Source organism: Streptomyces fagopyri, from assembly GCF_009498275.1.
GTDB lineage: Bacteria > Actinomycetota > Actinomycetes > Streptomycetales > Streptomycetaceae > Streptomyces > Streptomyces fagopyri.
Window position 1 is genome coordinate 3,229,600 of record NZ_CP045643.1, and the last position, 18,393, is coordinate 3,247,992.

An 18,393-nucleotide genomic window follows, 5' to 3' on the forward strand; every position below is an offset into this window, starting at 1 on the left:
CGGGCCAGGACCGGTCAGCTGACGTACTGGTGCAGCCCGGGTATGGTCAGCGACCCGCCGAACTGCCCGGCCTGTACGACCTTCACCTTGGTGAAGTAGATCAGCGGGATGTTCAGCGGCGGCGGGTTGTCCGGGTCGAACGTGATCGGGATCAGACCGAGCAGGTTCCCGGAGATGCTCTCCGTGTACATGACGGTCTTGCCGTCGCGGATGGTGGACGTCGTCCCCTTGCCCGCCTGTACGTGGTACGTCTTGCCGGACTGCTCGTCGTTCACCGTCTGGTGCAGGTCGCCGATGTCCGTGCCGTCGGAGATCACGTACTTCAGGACCCTCTTGACCTTGCCGCTGGCGGTCTTCACCTTCACCACGCCCTGGTAGTCGGCGCCCTTGAGCAGCAGGGAGCTGGCGTTCAGGTACCACGGGTCGTCGGGCAGCAGTACCGGGTTGTCGACACCGCCCTCCGCGTCCGTGGCGACCGGGCAGTCCGAGGGGTCCGTGGTGGCACTCGCGGACGGGCTGGGGGACGAGGTGGCCGCGTCGGCGGCGTCCTTGACCGCCTTCGTGGTGTCCTCGGCCGCCTTGGTCGCCGTGTCGGTCGTGTCCTTCACGGCCTTCTTGACCGTGTCGGTGACCTTACCGGCGGTGTCCTTGACGGTGCCGGACGCGCCCTTGTCCGCACTGCCCTTGGTCGCGCTCGCCGAGGCGGACGCGGAGGGGGTGGCCGACGGCGTGGGGGTGGAGCTCGCGGTGGAGCCGCTGCCGCCGGTGAGGACGCCCGTGATCGTGTCGCCGATGGCGCCCAGCAGGCCGCCGCCGTCCGCGGAGGCCGACGGGGTCGCCGCCTTGTCCTCGCCACCGCCGGCGCTGCCGCCGCTCTGGGCCGACTTGCTCGCGGACGGCGTCGGGTCGGACCCGGCCTTGTCGTCGGAACCTGAATCCGACGAAGAGGTCTTGTCCGGGGAGGCGCCTGCCGAGGAGGTCGGTTCCGTCTTGCCGGGCGACGCGGTGGAGCTCGCCGAGGAGGAGGCGGAGGGCGTCGGCGTGGCCGAGGCGTCCTTGCCGTCCTTGGAGCCGTCCACGGCCTCGACGCACTTCTGGTATTCGTCCACCGTCAGGCTCTTGGACGACGGGTGGTCGTCCGCCTGCGCGAGCGTGGGGGTGAAGCCCATGCCCATGAGGACGGCGGTCGGCATCGCCGCGATGGCCACGGCTTTGCCCGCGGGAACATGGAATCTGGTGAACAGGGGCTTCCTGGGGGCCGCGTGCCGCGGTCCGGTTCTCACCCGGGACGCGTCCGCGTCCGTCCCACGGGTCGCCTCGTCAGCCGACACTGTGCCTCCCGTTCGCCCCGTAGGCGGAGCTCATTCCTGGCAGGTCCGTCGGTTCGCCGCCCGTCTCGCCGGCGTCCGCGGGACCCGCGCCGTCCACGCCGTCCGGGGTGCCGGTGGATTCCGGGGCCTGCGGCGCGTGCGGGGTGTTCGGGGCATCGGAGGCGCTCGGGGCGCCGCCCTGGCTCTTGTACGTCGACCTGCGCTTCTCGTCGCCGGAGTCGCCCGGGGCCCAGGACACCGCCATCGCCCCGCCGATCAGCGCGAACAGGAAGCCGATGAGGAAGCCGCCGAGGTTGGCCACCGGGATGGACACCAGGGCCAGCAGGATCGCCGCGACTCCGGCGAAGGTCCGTACGTGCCGCTGGAACCAGAGACTGATGCCCAGTACGCCGAGCAGCACACCGATGATCAGGGAGCCGGCACCGGCCGTGGTGGACATCGCCAGCGTCAGATGACCGATCTGGAGATTCGCGTACGGGAAGTAGGCGATGGGGAAACCGCCGAGCAGGACGAACAGCCCGGCCCAGAACGGGCGTTCGCCCCTCCAGGACCGGAAGTTCCGCCGGAAGACTTGGAGATAGTGCTCGCTCTGCCCGGGTGACTCGGCGCTCATGGAAAACGGCTCCCTGGAACGGCTTACTGTGAGAAATTCACATACTGCGGAAAGGGGTGGGGCGGGCGGGGCAGCTGCCGGCTCCCCCGCCCGCCCCCTGAGTGCCTAGTAGCACTCCTTGGTACCCGTAGACACCGACATCTTCAGGCCACTGAGCTTGAACGTGCCGGCGGTGGTCGCCCACGCCGTCTGCTTCACGTCGGTGAGCTCCGCGGACTCCGCCTGCTGGGCGAAGCCGTAGGGGTTGGCCTGCTCGCCGCCACCCTTCATGCCGGGGCCCTTGCCGCCCTTCTCAACACCCGTGTCACCGGCGGCGACGCCGATGTCGATGTTGTGGAAGGTGGCATTGGCCTCGAGGTCCTCGACGTCGATGTACAGGTTCTCGGCCTGTACCGCGTCGTGACCCGCGCCGCCCGCCCTGAGGATCAGGCTGACCGACCCGAGCAACGGGATGTTCGGCGTGACCACGGACTGGCACATGTTCGTGATCGACGCGGACTTGAACGCCGACACCGCGACGGGGTGAGCCGTCTTCTTGCCATCGAGGGTGTAACCCGCGTCAATGGCTCCGTACTGCGAGAAACCCTTGCCGTTGAGCGAGTCCGCCGAGACCTTGAACGACTGGCCGGAGACGCTGAACGACGCGGCGAGAGCACCCTGCGCGAGGGCAACACCTATCGCTGCCGTGGCGGCCACGCTGGGCACCATCACGACGGCGAACCGCTTCCATCTGGTCCCGCCACGCACCTGGGACTGCATATTTCCTCCTTCTCGGACGTACATCTCCTGGCCCTGACTGCCACTTGTCGGCGGCTCAGCCGGGCAGGGATGGGAGAAGTGCTACGTCCTCGGGAAGGAGAGCGCCCGTACTCCTCGGACGCCAATTGCGCCCGAACACACCGGCGATCACCCCCGAGCGACAACCACTGGTCGCGCCTGACACACATCACGCACAACCTGCTGGACAGGCTCCGCCGAACGGCGAAGACCCCCCTGCCCAAGAGACGGCGCCACTGCCGCCGCCCCTACCCGGTGGGGACCCAGAAAACCCCTTGACCCGATTGGATGTCGGAGTAGGGGAACGGACCGAGCGTCGCCGATCGTGGTGCATTCTGGCCGCCCGCACAAGGGGGTTCGTTACTCGCTAGTAACGGCCGGATAACCGAACAACGACCCGTCGGTATCGGTCGGCGACTCAGGGTGGCACTGGGGCTGATGACAAAAAGGTTGATCCACGGACGGAATCCGACAGATCAACGCCTCCGACTTACTCCCAGTAACAGCGGCCGCGTTTACCAAGTTTTGGTAAAACGCGGCCGCATGTGGCTCTCCTGACGAATCTTTCACCTGGGCGTCACAACGCCCGGCGTTTAGGAACAGGTCAGAACAGGGCCCTGGCCAGCGCCCGGCGCGCCGCGATCACTCGCGGGTCGTCGGCGCCCACCACCTCGAAGAGCTCCAGCAACCGCACCCGTACGGCGTCGCGGTCGTCGCCCGCCGTGCGCTGCACCGTGTCGATGAGCCGCCCGAACGCGTCCTCGACATGGCCGCCGACCAGGTCCAGGTCGGCGGCGGCGATCTGCGCCCGCGCGTCCTTGGGGTTCGCCGCGGCCTCCTCGCGCACCTTGAGTGCGTCGGCGCCCTGCACCCGCCGCAGCAACTCGGCCTGGGCGAGGCCCAGCTTGGCCTCCGTGTTGCCCGGGTCGTCGCTCAGCACGTTCTGGTACGCCTGTACGGCACCGCCGAAGTCACCCGCGTCCAGGGCCTGTACGGCCGCTTCCAGGAGCGCGTCGTACGGTCCGGCCGGCATCTCGTGCTCCTCCGGCGCCGCACCGGGCTCGGCATCCTGGTCGACGACCAGACCGGTGAGGCCGAAACGCTCCTCGGCGACCTGCACGAGCTGGTCCAGGGTCTCCCGGATCTGCGCCTCGGCGGCGGCTCCCTGGAAGAGCGGCAGCGCCTGTCCCGCGACCACCGCGAAGACGGCCGGGATCCCCTGGATGCCGAACTGCTGCATCAGCATCTGGTTGGCGTCGACGTCGATCTTGGCGAGGACGAACCGGCCGCCGTACTCGACGGCCAGCCGTTCGAGCACCGGGCTCAACTGCTTGCAGGGCTCGCACCACTCGGCCCAGAAGTCGATGACGACCGGAACCTCGGTGGACCGCTGCAGGACATCACGCTCGAATCCGGCCTCGTCGACATCGATGACGAGACTGGCGGGAGACACGGCCCCGCCTCCGCCGCCCTGCCTGGCCGCTTCGGCGCGCGCCTGCTCCGCCTTCGCCTTGGCCTCCTGGGCCGCCTTCACCGCGGCGAGGTCGACGACTCCGCTCATGGACATGTTCCGTGGCTGCATGAGTACATCCTCCCCCTTCCTCGCGCACGTGTGAAAAACGCTGTGAAAGCCGGGCCGCAACGTCCTGATCGTGGCGCCCCGCGTCCTGATCCCCGGTGCTCGCGCCGGGTCCCCACCCGGCGCCTGTGGTTGCCGCTCGCGCACGGGTCATGGCGTGCGAGCGTCGTCCGCAGCTTTCGCTACGGGTCGTAGCGTAACTGTCGGGGGGCGCATCCGTCCGGCTTCCCCCGGTGATCTCCCTCACGACTTCACAGAACCGCCGGATTTGCCCGTCCACAACGGCGGATATGGTCCTGCCATGCAGAGTCGCTCTTCCGTCCCGCGTACGGGGCGCCCGCGCAGCGCTGCCGCGGACGCCGCGATCCTGGAGGCGACGCGGGCGGCGCTGGTCGAACTGGGCTGGTCCAAGCTGACGTTGGGGGATGTGGCGACCCGGGCCGGGGTCGCCAAGACGACCCTCTACCGGCGCTGGGCCGGCAAGAACGAGCTCGTGGTCGACGCGGTCGCCGTGCTCTTCGACGAACTGGAACTGCCCGACCGCGGCAGTCTGGCGGCGGACATCGAGGGTGTGGTGCTGCAGTTCGCGGCGATCCTGGACCGGCCCGAGACGAAGACCGCCCTGATGGCGGTGGTGGCGGAGTCCACCCGTGACGAGCCCCTGCGGGAGCGGATCCGCACGTCGATCGTCGACCGGCAGAAGCGGCTCGTGGTGGAGGGGAGGGCGCGGGCCGCCGCACGGGGTGAGCTGCCGCCGGAGTCCGATCCCGAGGCGTCCGCGCGTACCGCGGATCTCGTCTTCGACGTGGTCGCGGGGGCGGTGGTGCATCGCACGCTCGTGAGTGCGGAGGTGGCGGACGAGCAGTGGGTGCGGGCGTTCACCCGGGTGCTCCTGCTCGGTCTGGCGGGCGCCACCGAGGCCCCCTGACCGGACGTTCTTCCGCCCCCGCCGCCCCTGCCCGACCCATCCCGTCCCTGGGGGGCTCCGCCCCCCAGGCCACCGCCAGGGGGCGCTGCGCCCCCTGGACCCCCGCATCGCCCGAAGGGCTCGTCCTCAATCGCCGGACGGGCTGACATACCCAGCCCGTCCGGCGATTGAGGACGAGGCCGTCCAGGCCGAACGGGGGTCTGGGGGCGGAGCCCCCGGGAACGGGATGATGGGGGTCCCCTGCTCGGGCGAAGCCGAGAGCTTGGGGGAGGGCAGGGGCGGCGGGGCGGCGGGGCGGCGGGGCGGCGGGGCGGCGGGGGCGAGGAAACCCGGGGTTCAGAAGCCCGCCGGCTCCGTGTACACCCCCCACTCCTCCCGGAGGACATCGCAGATCTCGCCGAGCGTCGCCTCCGCCCGTACCGCCTCCAGCATCGGTGCGATCATGTTGGACCCGTCCCGCGCGGCGGCGAGCATCGCGTCCAGGGCCTGGCGCACGCGCGCGTCGTCCCGCGCGCCCCGCCGCGTCCCCAGCTCCCGCACCTGTTCCCGCTCGACCTCATGGCTGACCCGCAGGATCTCCAGGTCGCCGGTCACGGACCCGTGGTGGACGTTCACCCCGACCACCCGCTTGTCGCCCTTCTCCAGCGCGCGCTGGTACTGGAACGCGGACTCGGCGATCTCCCCGGTGAACCAGCCGTCCTCGATCCCCCGCAGGATGCCGGAGGTGATCGGTCCGATCGGGTGCCGGCCGTCGGGGTGCGCCCGCAGACCCCGCTCCCTGATCTGCTCGAAGATCTTCTCCGCGTCGGCCTCGATCCGGTCGGTGAGCTGCTCGACGTACCAGGAACCGCCCAGCGGGTCGGCCACGTTGGCGACGCCGGTCTCCTCCATCAGCACCTGCTGGGTCCGCAGGGCGATCTCGGCGGCCTGCTCGGACGGCAGCGCGAGCGTCTCGTCCAGGGCGTTGGTGTGCAGCGAGTTCGTGCCGCCCAGCACCGCGGCGAGCGCCTCCACCGCCGTACGGACGACGTTGTTGTACGGCTGCTGGGCCGTCAGCGAGACACCGGCCGTCTGGGTGTGGAAGCGCAGCCACTGCGCCTTGTCCGACTTCGCGCCGTACACGTCCCGCATCCACCGTGCCCAGATCCGCCGGGCCGCGCGGAACTTGGCGATCTCCTCGAAGAAGTCGAGATGCGCGTCGAAGAAGAAGGAGAGTCCGGAGGCGAACACGTCGACGTCCAGACCGCGCGAGAGGCCCAGTTCGACGTACCCGAAACCGTCCGCCAGCGTGTACGCCAGCTCCTGCGCGGCCGTGGAGCCCGCCTCCCGGATGTGGTAGCCGGAGACGGACAGCGGCTTGTAGGCGGGGATCTTCGACGCGCAGTGCTCCATCAGGTCGCCGATGAGGCGCAGATGCGGCTCGGGCTCGAAGAGCCACTCCTTCTGGGCGATGTACTCCTTGAAGATGTCGGTCTGGAGCGTGCCGTTCAGGACGGCGGGGTCCACGCCCTGGCGCTCGGCTGCGACCAGGTACATGCAGAAGACGGGCACGGCCGGTCCGCTGATCGTCATCGACGTGGTGACGTCACCGAGCGGGATGTCCTTGAACAGGACCTCCATGTCGGCCGCGGAGTCGATCGCGACCCCGCAGTGCCCGACCTCACCGAGCGCGCGGGGGTCGTCGGAGTCGCGGCCCATGAGGGTCGGCATGTCGAAGGCGACCGAGAGACCGCCGCCGCCCGCGGCGAGGATCATCTTGTACCGCTCGTTGGTCTGCTCGGCGTTCCCGAAGCCGGCGAACTGGCGGATCGTCCACGTGCGCCCTCGGTAGCCGGTCGGGTGGAGCCCTCGGGTGAAGGGGTATTCGCCGGGCCATCCGATCCGCTCGAAGCCGTCGTACGCGTCCCCGGGCCGGGGCCCGTACACCGGCTCCACGGGGTCGCCGGAGAGCGTGGTGAAGTCCGCGTCGCGCTTGCGCGATGCGTCGTACCGGGCCTGCCAGCGTCGGCGGCCCTCTTCGATGGCGTCAGCGTCCATGCGTACAAATTTACTAGGACGTCCTAGTAAATGTCGATGGGAAACCGCCACGGACCACACCGACGGCGGTACGGAGGGTCCGGTGGCGGCGGGATTCCAGCGGTGTCGCGGCCGGCCCGGCGGTCCGGGCAGGTGCCGCGGGACGTCCTAGGCCTTGGCGGTCACGGGAGAGTCGTCCGTGATCCTCGACTCCAGCTCGCGGCTTACCTTGCGCTCCACGAAGAACGCCGCCGTCGGGATCGTCCCGGCCAGCAGCACCCAGAGCTGCTTGCCGACCGGCCACTTCGCCTTGGCGCCCAGGTCGAAGGCGAACACGAGGTAGACGACGTACAGCCAGCCGTGCGCGATGGCGACGACGCGGGTGAAGTCCACGGCGCCGTTCATGTCGAGCACGTACTTGGCGATCACACCGAGGGTCAGCAGGACCAGCAGCACACCGGTGACGTAGGCCATCACGCGGTAGCGGGTCAGCACGCTCTTCTTCATGCCCACGAGCGTAACGGCCCCTTTCACGGGATCTTCGCGCGCCCCCGCTCGTCGTCTACTCGTCGTCGAAGTCGTGCGCCGAGACCCGCAGCGGCCGCAGCATCGCGAAGATCTCCCCGCACTCCTCGGAGTCGTACGCCCCGAGTCCGAAGTCCATGTCCATCAGGTCGCGGGTCGCCGCGTCGCAGACCTCGCGGCCCTTCTCGGTGATGGAGGCGAGCGTGCCGCGCCCGTCGTTGGGGTTGGGGCGTTTGTCGACGAGTCCGGACCGCACCAGGCGGTCCACGGTGTTCGTGACGGAGGTGGGGTGCACCATCAGCCGCTCACCGATCTTGGACATCGGCAGCTCGCCGGCCTTGGAGAAGGTGAGCAGCACCAGGGCCTCGTAGCGCGCGAAGGTCAGTCCGTACGGCTTGACGACCGCGTCGACCTCGGCGAGGAGGATCTGGTGCGCGCGCATGATCGAGGTGATCGCGGCCATGGACGGCACGGATCCCCAGCGCTGTCTCCAGAGTTCGTCGGCGCGGGCGATGGGATCGAAGGCAAGGCTGAGCGGCTTCGGCACGGCATGAGACCTTACCCGCCGGTCATATCGTGGTCTGCCCCGTCTCGCCCTTCGGTCGCGCATACGTTCCCGTACGCCTCGGGGCGCGGGAGACGGCCGCTGAAACCGCCGGGCGCGCGGAACCCCGGCCCACTGGACCGGGGTTCCGCGGTACGGGGGCCGCTGGGGGCCGGGTCAGGCGGACAGATGCCGCTCCACCGTCTCCACCTTCGAGGTCAGACCGTCCGTCACACCGGGGCGGATGTCCGCCTTGAGGACGACGGAGACGCGCGGCGCCCGGGCCTCGACGGCGGCGACGGCACGCTTGACCACGTCCATCACCTCGTCCCACTCCCCCTCGATCGAGGTGAACATGGCGTCGGTGCGGTGCGGCAGGCCCGACGCGCGGACGACCCGGACGGCGTCGGCGACGTACTCCCCCACGTCCTCGCCGACACCGAGCGGTGTCACGGAGAAGGCGACGATCACGACGACCCCACGACTCCGTCACGGCGGGCGCGGGAGGCGATGACCGCGTCCTCGCTCTCGCGCCGCAGCTTGCGCTCGGCGAAGAACCCGCCGGTGGGCAGCACGGAGAGGACGAAGTAGAGGATGCCGGTGCCGGCGCTCCACCGGGCGCGGTTCCAGGCGTCCGCCCAGAAGATCACGTAGAGGACGAAGAGCACCCCGTGGACCGCGCCCATGACGGGCACCGCGTTGAAGTCCGTGGTCCGCTTCAGCACCGAGCAGACCAGCAGCAGCAGGAAGGAGACGGCCTCGGGGGCCGAGACCAGACGGAGGCGGCGGAGGGCGGTGGCGGTCTTTATGTCCACGGGTCACCTTCGGTGGGATCGGGGGAGAGTCGTCGGTCGTCCGGGCCCGAGCTTTGTGAACGCAAGCACAAGGCCTCCGCCATTGTGGCATCCGGGGCCCCGCGCCCGGGCCGGGGGGTGCCGGGCCGCGCGCCCCGGGCCCACCGGGCGTCCGCCCTCCCGCCCGCTCGGGGGCGTCCCGCCCGGCCCCGCGGGAGGTCCCGTCCACCCCTTAGGGGTCCGTTCAGGGGTGAGATCCACCCGTGGACCCTGTCCGCCCCCGCACCCTGCCGCTACCGTCACAACCGTGGCGATGTTCCGACTTCAAGGCAGCAAGGTGCTGGCCGTCGACATGACCGGGGACGCCGTGAAGGCGAAGAACGGCTCCATGGTCGCGTACGACGGTCAGATGGCCTTCAAGAAACTGAGCGGCGGCGGTGAGGGGATCCGCGGGATGGTGACGCGGCGCCTGACCGGCGAGCAGATGACGGTGATGGAGGTGAAGGGGCACGGGACCTGCTGGTTCGCGGACCGGGCGAGCGAGATCAACCTGGTGGGTCTCCAGGGCGACAAGCTGTTCGTCGAGTCCAGCAATCTCCTCGCGACCGACGCCGGGCTGCGCACGGGTACGTCCTTCACCGGACTGCGCGGCGCCTCCCAGGGCAACGGTCTGTTCACGACCACCGTCGAGGGCCACGGCCAGGCGGCGATCACGTCCGACGGGCCGGCGGTGGTGCTGCGCGTCAGCTCCCAGTACCCGCTGACGGTGGACCCCGGGGCGTACATCGCGCACCAGGGCAACGTCCGACAGTCCTTCCAGGCCGGTGTGACGTTCCGCACGCTCATGGGCGAGGGCGGCGGCGAGGCCTTCCAGATCCGCTTCGAGGGCGACGGTCTGGTCTACGTCCAGCCCAGTGAGCGCAACACGATCGCGGGAGACCTGTGACATGCCGTTCCGCGAAGTGAACTCCAAGATGATCGAGGCGACGGTCCTGCCCGGCCAGCGCCTCTTCAGTCAGCGCGGCGCGATGCTCGCCTACAAGGGCGAAGTGTCCTTCACGCCCAACATCCAGGGCGGTCAGGGCGGGATCATGTCGATGATCGGCCGCCGGGTGGCGAACGAGGCCACCCCGCTGATGACCGTCGAGGGCAGCGGCACGGTCCTGTTCGGGCACGGCGGCCACCACATCCAGGTGATCAGCCTCACCGGCGACACGCTCTACGTCGAGGCGGACCGGCTGCTGGCCTTCGACGGCACCCTGCAGCAGGGCACGATGTTCCTCGGCTCGCAGGGCGGCGTCATGGGCATGGTCCGCGGCCAGGTGACGGGCCAGGGCCTGTTCACCACCACCCTCAAGGGACAAGGCGCGGTCGCCGTGATGGCGCACGGCGGGGTCATCGAGGTGCCGATCACCCCGCAGCGCCCGGTCCACGTCGACCCGCAGGCGTACGTGGCGCACCACGGCGACGTACGCAACAAGCTCTCCACGGCACTCGGCTGGCGCGACATGGTGGGCCGCGGTTCGGGCGAGGCGTTCCAGCTGGAGCTGAGCGGCAGTGGTGCGGTGTACGTCCAGGCCTCGGAGGAGAAGCTGTGAGCGCGTACGGGACTCCGGGTGGCCCCACGGTCCACGACCCCATGACGTTGCCCGTCGACGACAACGTCAACAAGTACACCTTCTGCGTGGAGCTCAAGGGGAGCCAGTGGTTCCTGCAGAAGGGCAAGATGATCGCCTACTACGGGTCGATGGAGTTCAACGGCGTCGGACACGGCCGACTCGACCGACTTGTCCGTACGTCGTTCCATTCGCCTCTGCACGCGAGCGACTGGGTGGTGGCGGAGGGTTCGGGCAAGATGCTCCTCGCCGACCGGGCCTTCGACGTGAATTCGTACGATCTGGACGAGGGCAACCTGACCATTCGCTCGGGCAACCTGCTCGCTTTTCAGCCAAGTCTCGCGCTCAAGCAGTCGATCGTGCCCGGCTTTCTGACACTCATCGGAACCGGCAAGTTCGTGGCCGCGTCGAACGGTCCGGTGGTGTTCATGGAACCCCCGATCCGGGTGGACCCGCAGGCACTGGTGGGCTGGGCCGACTGCCCCTCCCCGTGTCATCACTACGACCACGGGTACATGACAGGCGTCATGGGCGGCCTACGTGCACTGACAGGCCTTGGCGGGGCCTCCGGAGAGGAGCACCAGTTCGAGTTCGTGGGAGCCGGCACCGTACTGCTCCAGTCCACGGAGATCCTGATGGCCGAGCAGGCCACCGGGGCCGTTCCGCACGAGCCGGGAGTACCCGGCGCAGGCGGGACACCCGGTCACCAGGGACAGTACGGCCAGCAGGCCGGCACACCGCGCCTTCCCGGACAGCTCGGAGACCTCCAGCGTCGCTTCGGGCTGTGAGCGGTAGTCTGCGGAGTGTGACATCGAACGCGTGCGCACCGTCACACCACCCTCACTAGTTCGCATTTCAACATTTTAGGTAGACTTCATTCATGGAGACCGAGACGGCCACGCGCTGGCTGACCGATGCGGAGCAGTGCGCCTGGCGCACCCACCTGGAGGTCAACAGGCTGTTGACGTACCAGCTCGAAAGGGACCTTCAGCCGTTCGGGCTGACGATGAACGACTACGAGATCCTGGTGAACCTCTCCGAATCGGAGGGCGTCCGGCTGCGGATGAGCGACCTCGCGGCCGCCACCCTCCAGTCGAAGAGCCGCCTCTCCCACCAGATCACCCGCATGGAGAACGCGGACCTGGTCAGGCGGGAGAACTGCGAGTCCGACCGCCGGGGCCTGTACGCCGTCCTGACCGACCACGGTCTGGAGACGATGAAGAAGGTCGCCCCGCACCATGTGGCGTCCGTCCGCAGGCACTTCATGGACCTGCTGTCCCCCGAGGCCCTGGAGGAACTGCACAAGTCGCTGCAGCCGATCGCCGAACACCTGCGGGGGCAACGCGGCAAGCCGTGACGCTCCGCGGGACCGGGGGCGCCGCACGGCCCACGGGAACGCGCGCCGGCTGAACCCGCGCTCCGGGAGCGGAGCGCACGGCACGAGTACCCGGCGCCGGGTACACCGCACAGGTGCGCGGCGCCGGGTTCAGCAGAACCGCGGCAGCGGCAACGGGAGCGGGCGCGGGACGAACCCCGCCGCGCGCTTCCCGGTTCCGTCGCGCGTCAGGCGTGGCCGGGCAGTCGGAGCGTGAACAGCGCTCCGCCTCCCCGGGCGTCGCCCGCGGTGAGTGTGCCGCCGTGGCGCAGTGCCACGTCGCGGGCGATGGCGAGGCCCAGACCGGCCCCGCCGTCGTCCCGGCCACGGGCTTCGTCGAGCCGCACGAACCGCTCGAAGATCCGCTCGCGTTCGGCGGCGGGGACACCCGCGCCGTCGTCGGCGACCTCCAGGACCGTCCAGGGGCCCTCGGTGCGCAGAGTGACCTCGACCCGGTCACGCGCGTGCCGCCGGGCGTTGTCCAGCAGATTGCCGAGCACCCGCGCCAACTGCCCCCGGGAACCCGCGACTTCGGCGCTCTCGCCCGCCATCGTCACCCCCGGACGCCGGGACACCTCCTCCCGGACGAGTGCCGCCAGGTCGAACCGGGTGTCCGAGGGCCGCTCCCCCGCGTCCAGCCGGGCGAGCAGCAGCAGATCGGCGGCGAGCCGCTGCAGCCGCACGGTGTCCTCGACGGCCCCCGTCACGTCCAGCAACTCCGGGTGCGCGGCGCCCACTTCGAGCTGGGTGCGCAAGGAGGCGATGGGGCTGCGCAGTTCGTGCGAGGCGTCGGCGACGAACCGGCGCTGGCGCTCGACCGATGTCTCCAGGGCGGCCAGCGTCTCGTTGGTGGTCCGCGCCAGGCCCGCGACCTCGTCCCGGGTGTCCGGCACGGGCACGCGCCGTGCGAGGTCCTCGGAGGCCGTGATGGCGGCCATCTCGCTCCGGATGCCCTCGACGGGCCGCAACGCGCGCCGGGTCACCCGCCAGGTCACGGCGGCCACCACGGCCAGCAGCAGCGGGAGTCCGATCAGCATGACCGTCAGGGCCGTGCGTACGGCGGCCTGTTCGGCGGTGAGCGGCGCGCCCGCGTACACGGTCAGCGCGCCCTTGCTCCTGACGCTCACCTCGACGGCGGCGAACCGGTAGTCCGCCGTGTCCCCGTCGAGCGTGGCGGACCCCTCGCTGAAGCTCACCTCGGCGCCGATCCGCCCGGGTTCGAGCGACGCGTGGTCGTCGTCCTCGCCGCCGCCGCGGCCCCGGCCGCCCCTCCCACCGTCGTCTCCGCCGCGGTCGTCGCCACTCTTGTCGTCTCCGCCGCTGTCGTCGCCACTGTCGTCGCCGCCGTGGTCGTCCGCCGTGGCGCCGCCGCTGCCCGGGGCGGCCGTCCGCGGGGCCCGCGGCTTCACCGCGCCGGTCCCCGTGCCGCTGACGCGCCGCAGATCCTCGCTGGCGGCGACCAGCACACCCTTCTCGTCGACCACCTGGACGGGACGCTGGTCGTCGTCGAGCCGCAGCCGGGCGTAGGACGCCCCGCCGGACAGGTCGGCCGCGACCTCCCGGGCGCTGCGCTCCGCCTGCGTGCCGGCCTGGCCGTTCAGATTGGACCGCAGGGACAGCAGGACGGCGGTGCCCGCCGCCACGAGCGCGATGGCCACCACGACGGTCGCGGCGAGCGTGGCCTTGGCCCGGACCGACCCGAAGAGCCCTCTCATCGCGCCTCCAGCCGGTAGCCGGCCCCGCGCACGGTCCGGATGAACGCCGCCCCGAGCTTGCGCCGCAGGGTGCTCACGTACACCTCGACTATGTTCGGGTCCCCGTCGTAGGCGAAGTCCCAGACGTGTTCGAGGATCTCGGCCTTCGAGACGACCTGTCCGGCGCGCAGCACGAGCTGTTCCAGGACCGAGAACTCCTTCGCCGTGAGCGCGACCTCGTCCGCGCCGCGGAAGACCCGCCGGGCGCCCGTGTCGACCGTCAGCTCGCCCAGGACCCGCACCGGCGGGTGGGCGGGCCGCCCGCGCCGCAGCAGCGCCTTCACCCGGGCCACCAGCACCACGTACGAGAACGGCTTGGTCAGGTAGTCGTCGGCGCCGGTGTCCAGCCCCTCCGCCTCGTCGTACTCGCCGTCCTTCGCGGTGAGCATGAGGATCGGCACGTCGTGTCCGGCGGCGCGCAGGGCGGCGCAGACGCGGTAGCCGTTCAGGCCGGGCAGCATGATGTCGAGGACGACGAGGTCGTAGGCGCCCTCGCTCGCCCGGTGCAGTCCCTCGGCTCCGTCGTGGACGACGTCCACGGCGTACCCCTCGGCCGTCAGTCCCTTGGCGAGCGACAGGGCGAGCCGCTTCTCGTCCTCCACGATCAACAGGCGCATGCGCCCAGCCTCCCAAACCGGACCTGAAGAAGTCTTCAGGCGGCTTCAGGCTGCGTTCAGCGACCCTCGCCGACATTGGTTCCGGTCGGCAACACAGCGACGCACCGGACGACTTGGGGCCGGTCTCGCTCGGATCACCCGGACAGGTCCGGAACATCAGGAGGAACCGATATGAAGCGCAACATCGTCATCGCCGCCGTGGCGTCCGCGGCCCTGATCGGCGGCGGCACGGCCACGGCCCTCGCCGTCACGGACGACGGCACGGCCCGGGTCTCCCGGTCGTCGCCCCGGAGCGCGGACGACGACCGCTCGGACCACGTACGCCATGGCGACGACACCCGGGCGGACGGCCGGACGGTGACGGACGGTCCCGCCCGGACGGACGACCACCCTCACCCGGACGACCGCACCCGAACGGGCCGTCCCTCGTCCGGCCCGGACGACCACGGCGACGACGCGGCACGGCTGAGGTCCGCCCGGGTGACGGCGGCCGAGGCACTCGCCACGGCGCTGCGCCGTACGCCGGGCACCGCCGCCTCCGCCGACCTGGACGACGACCGCTCCACCCCGACGTGGGAGATCGGGATCCTCGCCACCGGCGGCACCTGGTACGAGGTGCGTGTCGACGCGGGCACGGGCGAGGTCGTCTCGTCCCGCACGGAGTCCCGGCACCGGCACGGGGACGACGACTGACTCCGCGGACGCCGTGCGGGGGCCCGGCGGCCCCCGCACGGGTGATTCCCCCGTGCCGGACGGCTGTCGGCCTTCCCCGGACCGCGCTCAGGCTTCCGCCGAACCGCCACCCACGCCCCGCCGGCCCCCGGCCGGTACGCCGGTACGCCGGTACGCCGGTACGCCGGTACGCCGGTACGCCGGTACGCCGGTACGCCGGTACGCCGGTACGCCGGTACGCCGGTACGCCGGTACGCCGGTACGCCGGTACGCCGGTACGCCGGTACGCCGGTACGCCGCCGGCAGGCCTACGCCTCCGTCAAGCCCTCCACCAGCGAGTCCGCGGCCCGGTACGGGTCGAGTTCGCCGGCGACGATCCGTTCCGCCAGCGCGCCGAGGCGGCGGTCGCCGTGCAGGTCGCCGATGCGCCGGCGCAGGGCCGTGACCGCGATCGTCTCGACCTCCTGCGAGGCGCGGGCGAGCCGCCGTTCGGCGAGGACGCCGTGCTCCTCCATCCAGGCGCGGTGCTTCTCCAGGGCCTCGACGACCTCGTCGATGCCCTCGCCGCGCGCCGCGACCGTCTTGACGATCGGCGGGCGCCAGTCCCCGGGCCCGCGGGACTCGCCGAGGCCGAGCATGTGGTTCAGTTCGCGCGCGGTCGCGTCGGCACCGTCCCGGTCGGCCTTGTTGACCACGTACACGTCGCCGATCTCCAGGATTCCTGCCTTCGCCGCCTGGATGCCGTCCCCCATGCCGGGTGCCAGCAGGACGACCGAGGTGTCCGCCCGGGACGCGATCTCGACCTCCGACTGTCCCACCCCGACGGTCTCGACCAGGATCACGTCGCAGCCCGCCGCGTCCAGGACGCGGATCGCCTGGGGCGCCGCCCAGGCCAGTCCGCCGAGGTGACCGCGGGTCGCCATCGAGCGGATGTACACACCGGGATCCGAGGCGTGCTCGGACATCCGGACCCGGTCGCCGAGCAGCGCGCCCCCGGAGAACGGCGACGAGGGGTCGACGGCCAGGACGCCGACCCGCCTGCCCTGCCGCCGGTAGGCGGTCACCAGCGCCGAGGTCGACGTCGACTTGCCGACCCCCGGCGACCCGGTGAGCCCGACCACGTACGCCCCGCCGGCCAGCGGAGCCAGCGCCGCCATCACCTCACGCAGCTGCGGGGACGCCCCCTCCACCAGGGAGATCAGCCGGGCCACGGCTCGCGGCCGGCCTTCCCTGGCCTGGGCCACCAGCGAGGAGACGTCCTGCATCACAGCTCCGTTCAGAGTCGTACGAGACAACGCGGCGGTAGATCCGCGGCGAGGGACCTACGCCGTGGGTACCCGCACGATCAGCGCGTCACCCTGACCGCCGCCACCGCACAGCGCCGCCGCGCCCACGCCACCGCCGCGCCGCTTCAGCTCCAGCGCCAGGTGCAGCACGAGACGGGCGCCGGACATGCCGATCGGGTGACCCAGGGCGATCGCGCCACCGTTGACGTTCACCTTTTCCGTGGACACCCCGAGGTCCTTCATCGACTGCACGGCGACCGCCGCGAACGCCTCGTTGATCTCGATCAGGTCGAGGTCGGAGACGTCCAGGCCCTCCTTCTTCAGGGCGTGCAGGATCGCGTTCGACGGCTGCGACTGCAAGGAGTTGTCCGGACCGGCCACGTTCCCGTGCGCGCCGATCTCGGCGATCCACTCCAGGCCGAGCTCCTGTGCCTTCGCCTTGCTCATCACGACCACGGCCGCCGCGCCGTCCGAGATCTGCGAGGAGGAACCGGCGGTGATCGTGCCGTCCCTGGTGAACGCGGGGCGCAGCCTGCCGAGCGACTCCGCCGTGGTCTCGGCGCGAATGCCCTCGTCCTTGCTGAAGACGACGGGCTCGCCCTTGCGCTGCGGAACCTCCACGGGCGTGATCTCCGCCTCGAAGACGCCGTTCTTCTGGGCGGCCGCCGCCCGCTGGTGCGACAGGGCGGCGATCTCGTCCTGCTCCGGACGGGCGATGCCGAGGCGCGTGTTGTGCTTCTCCGTGGACTCGCCCATGGCGATGTTCTCGAAGGCGTCGGTCAGACCGTCGTGCGCCATGGCGTCGAGCATCTCGATGGCGCCGTACTTGAAGCCCTCACGGGACTTCGGGAGCAGGTGCGGGGCGTTCGTCATCGACTCCTGGCCGCCCGCGACCACGACGTCGAACTCACCGGCCCGGATCAGCTGGTCCGCGAGGGCGATCGCGTCCAGGCCCGACAGACACACCTTGTTGATGGTGAGTGCCGGGACGCTCATCGGGATGCCCGCCTTGACGGCCGCCTGCCGCGCGGGGATCTGCCCCGCCCCGGCCTGCAGCACCTGGCCCATGATCACGTACTGCACCTGGTCGCCGCCGATACCCGCACGGTCGAGGGCGGCCTTGATCGCGAATCCTCCGAGGTCGGCTCCGGAGAAGGTCTTCAGCGAGCCGAGCAACCGTCCCATCGGGGTGCGGGCACCCGCGACGATCACGGAGGTCGTGCTGTTCGTTCCAGACATGAGGTGCGATCCCCTTCCAGCTTGCACAGCTGAGGAGTGAACGAGGGTTTACTTGAATGTACTGAGCGGTACGCCACCCGTCATCCGGCTGTCAGTGTGATCGCGCGCACGTTGCGTAACCGCCGCGGGAGCGCTGCACTGGCTCCATGCTGACGCGAATCGACCACATCGGGATCGCCTGCTTCGACCTCGACACGACCGTCGAGTTCTACCGGGCGACGTACGGCTTCGAAGTGTTCCACTCCGAGGTCAACGAGGAGCAGGGCGTGCGCGAGGCCATGCTCAAGATCAACGAGACGTCCGACGGCGGCGCCTCCTACCTCCAGCTCCTGGAGCCGACCCGCGAGGACTCGGCCGTCGGGAAGTGGCTCGCGAAGAACGGCGAGGGCGTCCATCACATCGCCTTCGGTACGGCGGACGTCGACACCGACGCGGGCGACATCAGGGACAAAGGCGTACGCGTCCTCTACGACGAGCCGCGACGCGGCTCCATGGGGTCACGAATCACCTTCCTGCACCCCAAGGATTGCCACGGTGTCCTGACAGAACTGGTCACTTCGGCGGCTGTTGAGTCACCTGAGCACTGACCTCCGTATATCTGGGCCGGTAGGGTTGGGGTCGGTCGCCGCCATTTCGGGGCGGCCCGGGGCCTGTCCGGCGACGGGCTCCGAGGTCGTGCCGCCGTGACGACGGCGCGACCGAGGGCCGGGGTCCAGGTTTTCGGGGG

General features: G+C 70.5%; 20 protein-coding genes. 7 read left to right on the top strand and 13 right to left on the bottom strand.

Going from position 1 to position 18,393, the window contains the following annotated elements; translation table 11 throughout:
* Nucleotides 1-14: 14 nt before the first annotated feature.
* From GFH48_RS13660 to GFH48_RS13675, 4 genes are all read right to left on the bottom strand, one after another.
* Nucleotides 15-1,331, bottom strand: a complete 1,317-nt coding sequence (locus tag GFH48_RS13660) for a hypothetical protein (RefSeq protein ID WP_153288538.1) — start codon at nucleotides 1,329-1,331, stop codon at nucleotides 15-17.
* Entirely contained in the window at nucleotides 1,321-1,944 is a 624-nt protein-coding gene (locus GFH48_RS13665; protein ID WP_153288539.1) for a DUF6114 domain-containing protein, read from the bottom strand. Before GFH48_RS13665 ends, GFH48_RS13660 begins: the two co-directional genes overlap by 11 nt.
* A gap of 105 nt (nucleotides 1,945-2,049) precedes the next feature.
* Nucleotides 2,050-2,703, bottom strand: a complete 654-nt coding sequence (locus GFH48_RS13670) for a DUF6230 family protein (protein WP_153288540.1) — start codon at nucleotides 2,701-2,703, stop codon at nucleotides 2,050-2,052.
* Between the two features lie 622 nt (nucleotides 2,704-3,325).
* Nucleotides 3,326-4,303, bottom strand: a complete 978-nt coding sequence (locus GFH48_RS13675; protein WP_153288541.1) for a tetratricopeptide repeat protein — start codon at nucleotides 4,301-4,303, stop codon at nucleotides 3,326-3,328.
* Between the two features lie 298 nt (nucleotides 4,304-4,601).
* On the opposite strand from GFH48_RS13675, the gene GFH48_RS13680 reads away from it, so the two are divergent.
* The gene (locus GFH48_RS13680) at nucleotides 4,602-5,228 is read left to right on the top strand and encodes a TetR/AcrR family transcriptional regulator (RefSeq protein WP_153288542.1); all 627 of its coding nucleotides are present in this window, start codon (nucleotides 4,602-4,604) and stop codon (nucleotides 5,226-5,228) included.
* A 336-nt stretch (nucleotides 5,229-5,564) separates the two neighbouring features.
* Here GFH48_RS13680 and GFH48_RS13685 read toward each other — a convergent pair whose 3' ends face one another.
* From GFH48_RS13685 to GFH48_RS13705, 5 genes are all read right to left on the bottom strand, one after another.
* Entirely contained in the window at nucleotides 5,565-7,265 is a 1,701-nt protein-coding gene (locus GFH48_RS13685; RefSeq protein ID WP_153288543.1) for an acyl-CoA mutase large subunit family protein, read from the bottom strand.
* A 147-nt stretch (nucleotides 7,266-7,412) separates the two neighbouring features.
* The gene (locus tag GFH48_RS13690; protein ID WP_153288544.1) at nucleotides 7,413-7,751 is read right to left on the bottom strand and encodes a DUF3817 domain-containing protein; all 339 of its coding nucleotides are present in this window, start codon (nucleotides 7,749-7,751) and stop codon (nucleotides 7,413-7,415) included.
* A 55-nt stretch (nucleotides 7,752-7,806) separates the two neighbouring features.
* Nucleotides 7,807-8,316: a MarR family winged helix-turn-helix transcriptional regulator gene (locus tag GFH48_RS13695; RefSeq protein ID WP_153288545.1), complete on the bottom strand. Its 510-nt coding sequence runs from the start codon at nucleotides 8,314-8,316 to the stop codon at nucleotides 7,807-7,809.
* Between the two features lie 174 nt (nucleotides 8,317-8,490).
* Entirely contained in the window at nucleotides 8,491-8,784 is a 294-nt protein-coding gene (locus tag GFH48_RS13700) for an MTH1187 family thiamine-binding protein (RefSeq protein WP_153288546.1), read from the bottom strand.
* Complete coding sequence (locus GFH48_RS13705) at nucleotides 8,781-9,128, bottom strand: DUF3817 domain-containing protein (protein WP_153288547.1); 348 nt, start codon at nucleotides 9,126-9,128, stop codon at nucleotides 8,781-8,783. Before GFH48_RS13705 ends, GFH48_RS13700 begins: the two co-directional genes overlap by 4 nt.
* A 292-nt stretch (nucleotides 9,129-9,420) precedes the next feature.
* On the opposite strand from GFH48_RS13705, the gene GFH48_RS13710 reads away from it, so the two are divergent.
* The 4 genes from GFH48_RS13710 to GFH48_RS13725 all read left to right on the top strand — a co-directional run bounded on the left by GFH48_RS13710 (nucleotide 9,421) and on the right by GFH48_RS13725 (nucleotide 12,080).
* The gene (locus GFH48_RS13710) at nucleotides 9,421-10,053 is read left to right on the top strand and encodes an AIM24 family protein (protein WP_153288548.1); all 633 of its coding nucleotides are present in this window, start codon (nucleotides 9,421-9,423) and stop codon (nucleotides 10,051-10,053) included.
* 1 nt (nucleotide 10,054) lies between these two features.
* Nucleotides 10,055-10,705: an AIM24 family protein gene (locus tag GFH48_RS13715; protein WP_153288549.1), complete on the top strand. Its 651-nt coding sequence runs from the start codon at nucleotides 10,055-10,057 to the stop codon at nucleotides 10,703-10,705.
* Entirely contained in the window at nucleotides 10,702-11,511 is an 810-nt protein-coding gene (locus tag GFH48_RS13720; RefSeq protein WP_153288550.1) for an AIM24 family protein, read from the top strand. The genes GFH48_RS13715 and GFH48_RS13720 overlap by 4 nt, the downstream gene beginning before the upstream one ends.
* Nucleotides 11,512-11,603: 92 nt before the next feature.
* A complete protein-coding gene (locus tag GFH48_RS13725) occupies nucleotides 11,604-12,080 on the top strand; it encodes a MarR family winged helix-turn-helix transcriptional regulator (RefSeq protein WP_153288551.1) in 477 nt (158 codons plus the stop codon).
* Nucleotides 12,081-12,286: 206 nt separating this feature from the next.
* On the opposite strand, the gene GFH48_RS13730 is transcribed toward GFH48_RS13725, so the two are convergent.
* Together GFH48_RS13730 and GFH48_RS13735 are read right to left on the bottom strand one after the other, a co-directional pair.
* Nucleotides 12,287-13,813 carry a sensor histidine kinase gene (locus tag GFH48_RS13730; RefSeq protein WP_153288552.1) on the bottom strand — a complete coding sequence of 509 codons (1,527 nt, stop codon included), beginning with the start codon at nucleotides 13,811-13,813 and terminating at the stop codon, nucleotides 12,287-12,289.
* Nucleotides 13,810-14,469 (bottom strand): response regulator transcription factor, encoded by a 660-nt coding sequence (locus tag GFH48_RS13735; RefSeq protein WP_153288553.1) that lies wholly within the window; start codon nucleotides 14,467-14,469, stop codon nucleotides 13,810-13,812. The genes GFH48_RS13730 and GFH48_RS13735 overlap by 4 nt, the downstream gene beginning before the upstream one ends.
* A 171-nt stretch (nucleotides 14,470-14,640) precedes the next feature.
* Here GFH48_RS13735 and GFH48_RS13740 point away from each other — a divergent pair, with 171 nt between their 5' ends.
* Nucleotides 14,641-15,162: a PepSY domain-containing protein gene (locus tag GFH48_RS13740; RefSeq protein WP_153288554.1), complete on the top strand. Its 522-nt coding sequence runs from the start codon at nucleotides 14,641-14,643 to the stop codon at nucleotides 15,160-15,162.
* Between the two features lie 287 nt (nucleotides 15,163-15,449).
* Here GFH48_RS13740 and meaB read toward each other — a convergent pair whose 3' ends face one another.
* Nucleotides 15,450-16,406, bottom strand: a complete 957-nt coding sequence (gene meaB, locus GFH48_RS13745) for a methylmalonyl Co-A mutase-associated GTPase MeaB (protein ID WP_153288555.1) — start codon at nucleotides 16,404-16,406, stop codon at nucleotides 15,450-15,452.
* Between the two features lie 57 nt (nucleotides 16,407-16,463).
* Complete coding sequence (locus GFH48_RS13750) at nucleotides 16,464-17,666, bottom strand: acetyl-CoA C-acetyltransferase (protein ID WP_153288556.1); 1,203 nt, start codon at nucleotides 17,664-17,666, stop codon at nucleotides 16,464-16,466.
* Nucleotides 17,667-17,812: 146 nt separating this feature from the next.
* Here GFH48_RS13750 and mce point away from each other — a divergent pair, with 146 nt between their 5' ends.
* Entirely contained in the window at nucleotides 17,813-18,253 is a 441-nt protein-coding gene (mce, locus tag GFH48_RS13755) for a methylmalonyl-CoA epimerase (RefSeq protein WP_153288557.1), read from the top strand.
* Nucleotides 18,254-18,393: the final 140 nt, after the last annotated feature.

Coding starts and splice junctions, on each gene's coding strand:
- GFH48_RS13680 (WP_153288542.1), top strand. CDS start 4,602: ATGCAGAGTCGCTCTTCCGTCCCGCGTACGGGGCGCCCGCGCAGCGCT.
- GFH48_RS13750 (WP_153288556.1), bottom strand. CDS start 17,666: ATGTCTGGAACGAACAGCACGACCTCCGTGATCGTCGCGGGTGCCCGC.
- GFH48_RS13665 (WP_153288539.1), bottom strand. CDS start 1,944: ATGAGCGCCGAGTCACCCGGGCAGAGCGAGCACTATCTCCAAGTCTTC.
- mce (WP_153288557.1), top strand. CDS start 17,813: ATGCTGACGCGAATCGACCACATCGGGATCGCCTGCTTCGACCTCGAC.
- GFH48_RS13730 (WP_153288552.1), bottom strand. CDS start 13,813: ATGAGAGGGCTCTTCGGGTCGGTCCGGGCCAAGGCCACGCTCGCCGCG.
- GFH48_RS13715 (WP_153288549.1), top strand. CDS start 10,055: ATGCCGTTCCGCGAAGTGAACTCCAAGATGATCGAGGCGACGGTCCTG.
- GFH48_RS13725 (WP_153288551.1), top strand. CDS start 11,604: ATGGAGACCGAGACGGCCACGCGCTGGCTGACCGATGCGGAGCAGTGC.
- GFH48_RS13670 (WP_153288540.1), bottom strand. CDS start 2,703: ATGCAGTCCCAGGTGCGTGGCGGGACCAGATGGAAGCGGTTCGCCGTC.
- GFH48_RS13690 (WP_153288544.1), bottom strand. CDS start 7,751: ATGAAGAAGAGCGTGCTGACCCGCTACCGCGTGATGGCCTACGTCACC.
- GFH48_RS13675 (WP_153288541.1), bottom strand. CDS start 4,303: ATGCAGCCACGGAACATGTCCATGAGCGGAGTCGTCGACCTCGCCGCG.
- GFH48_RS13710 (WP_153288548.1), top strand. CDS start 9,421: ATGTTCCGACTTCAAGGCAGCAAGGTGCTGGCCGTCGACATGACCGGG.
- meaB (WP_153288555.1), bottom strand. CDS start 16,406: ATGCAGGACGTCTCCTCGCTGGTGGCCCAGGCCAGGGAAGGCCGGCCG.
- GFH48_RS13685 (WP_153288543.1), bottom strand. CDS start 7,265: ATGGACGCTGACGCCATCGAAGAGGGCCGCCGACGCTGGCAGGCCCGG.
- GFH48_RS13735 (WP_153288553.1), bottom strand. CDS start 14,469: ATGCGCCTGTTGATCGTGGAGGACGAGAAGCGGCTCGCCCTGTCGCTC.
- GFH48_RS13740 (WP_153288554.1), top strand. CDS start 14,641: ATGAAGCGCAACATCGTCATCGCCGCCGTGGCGTCCGCGGCCCTGATC.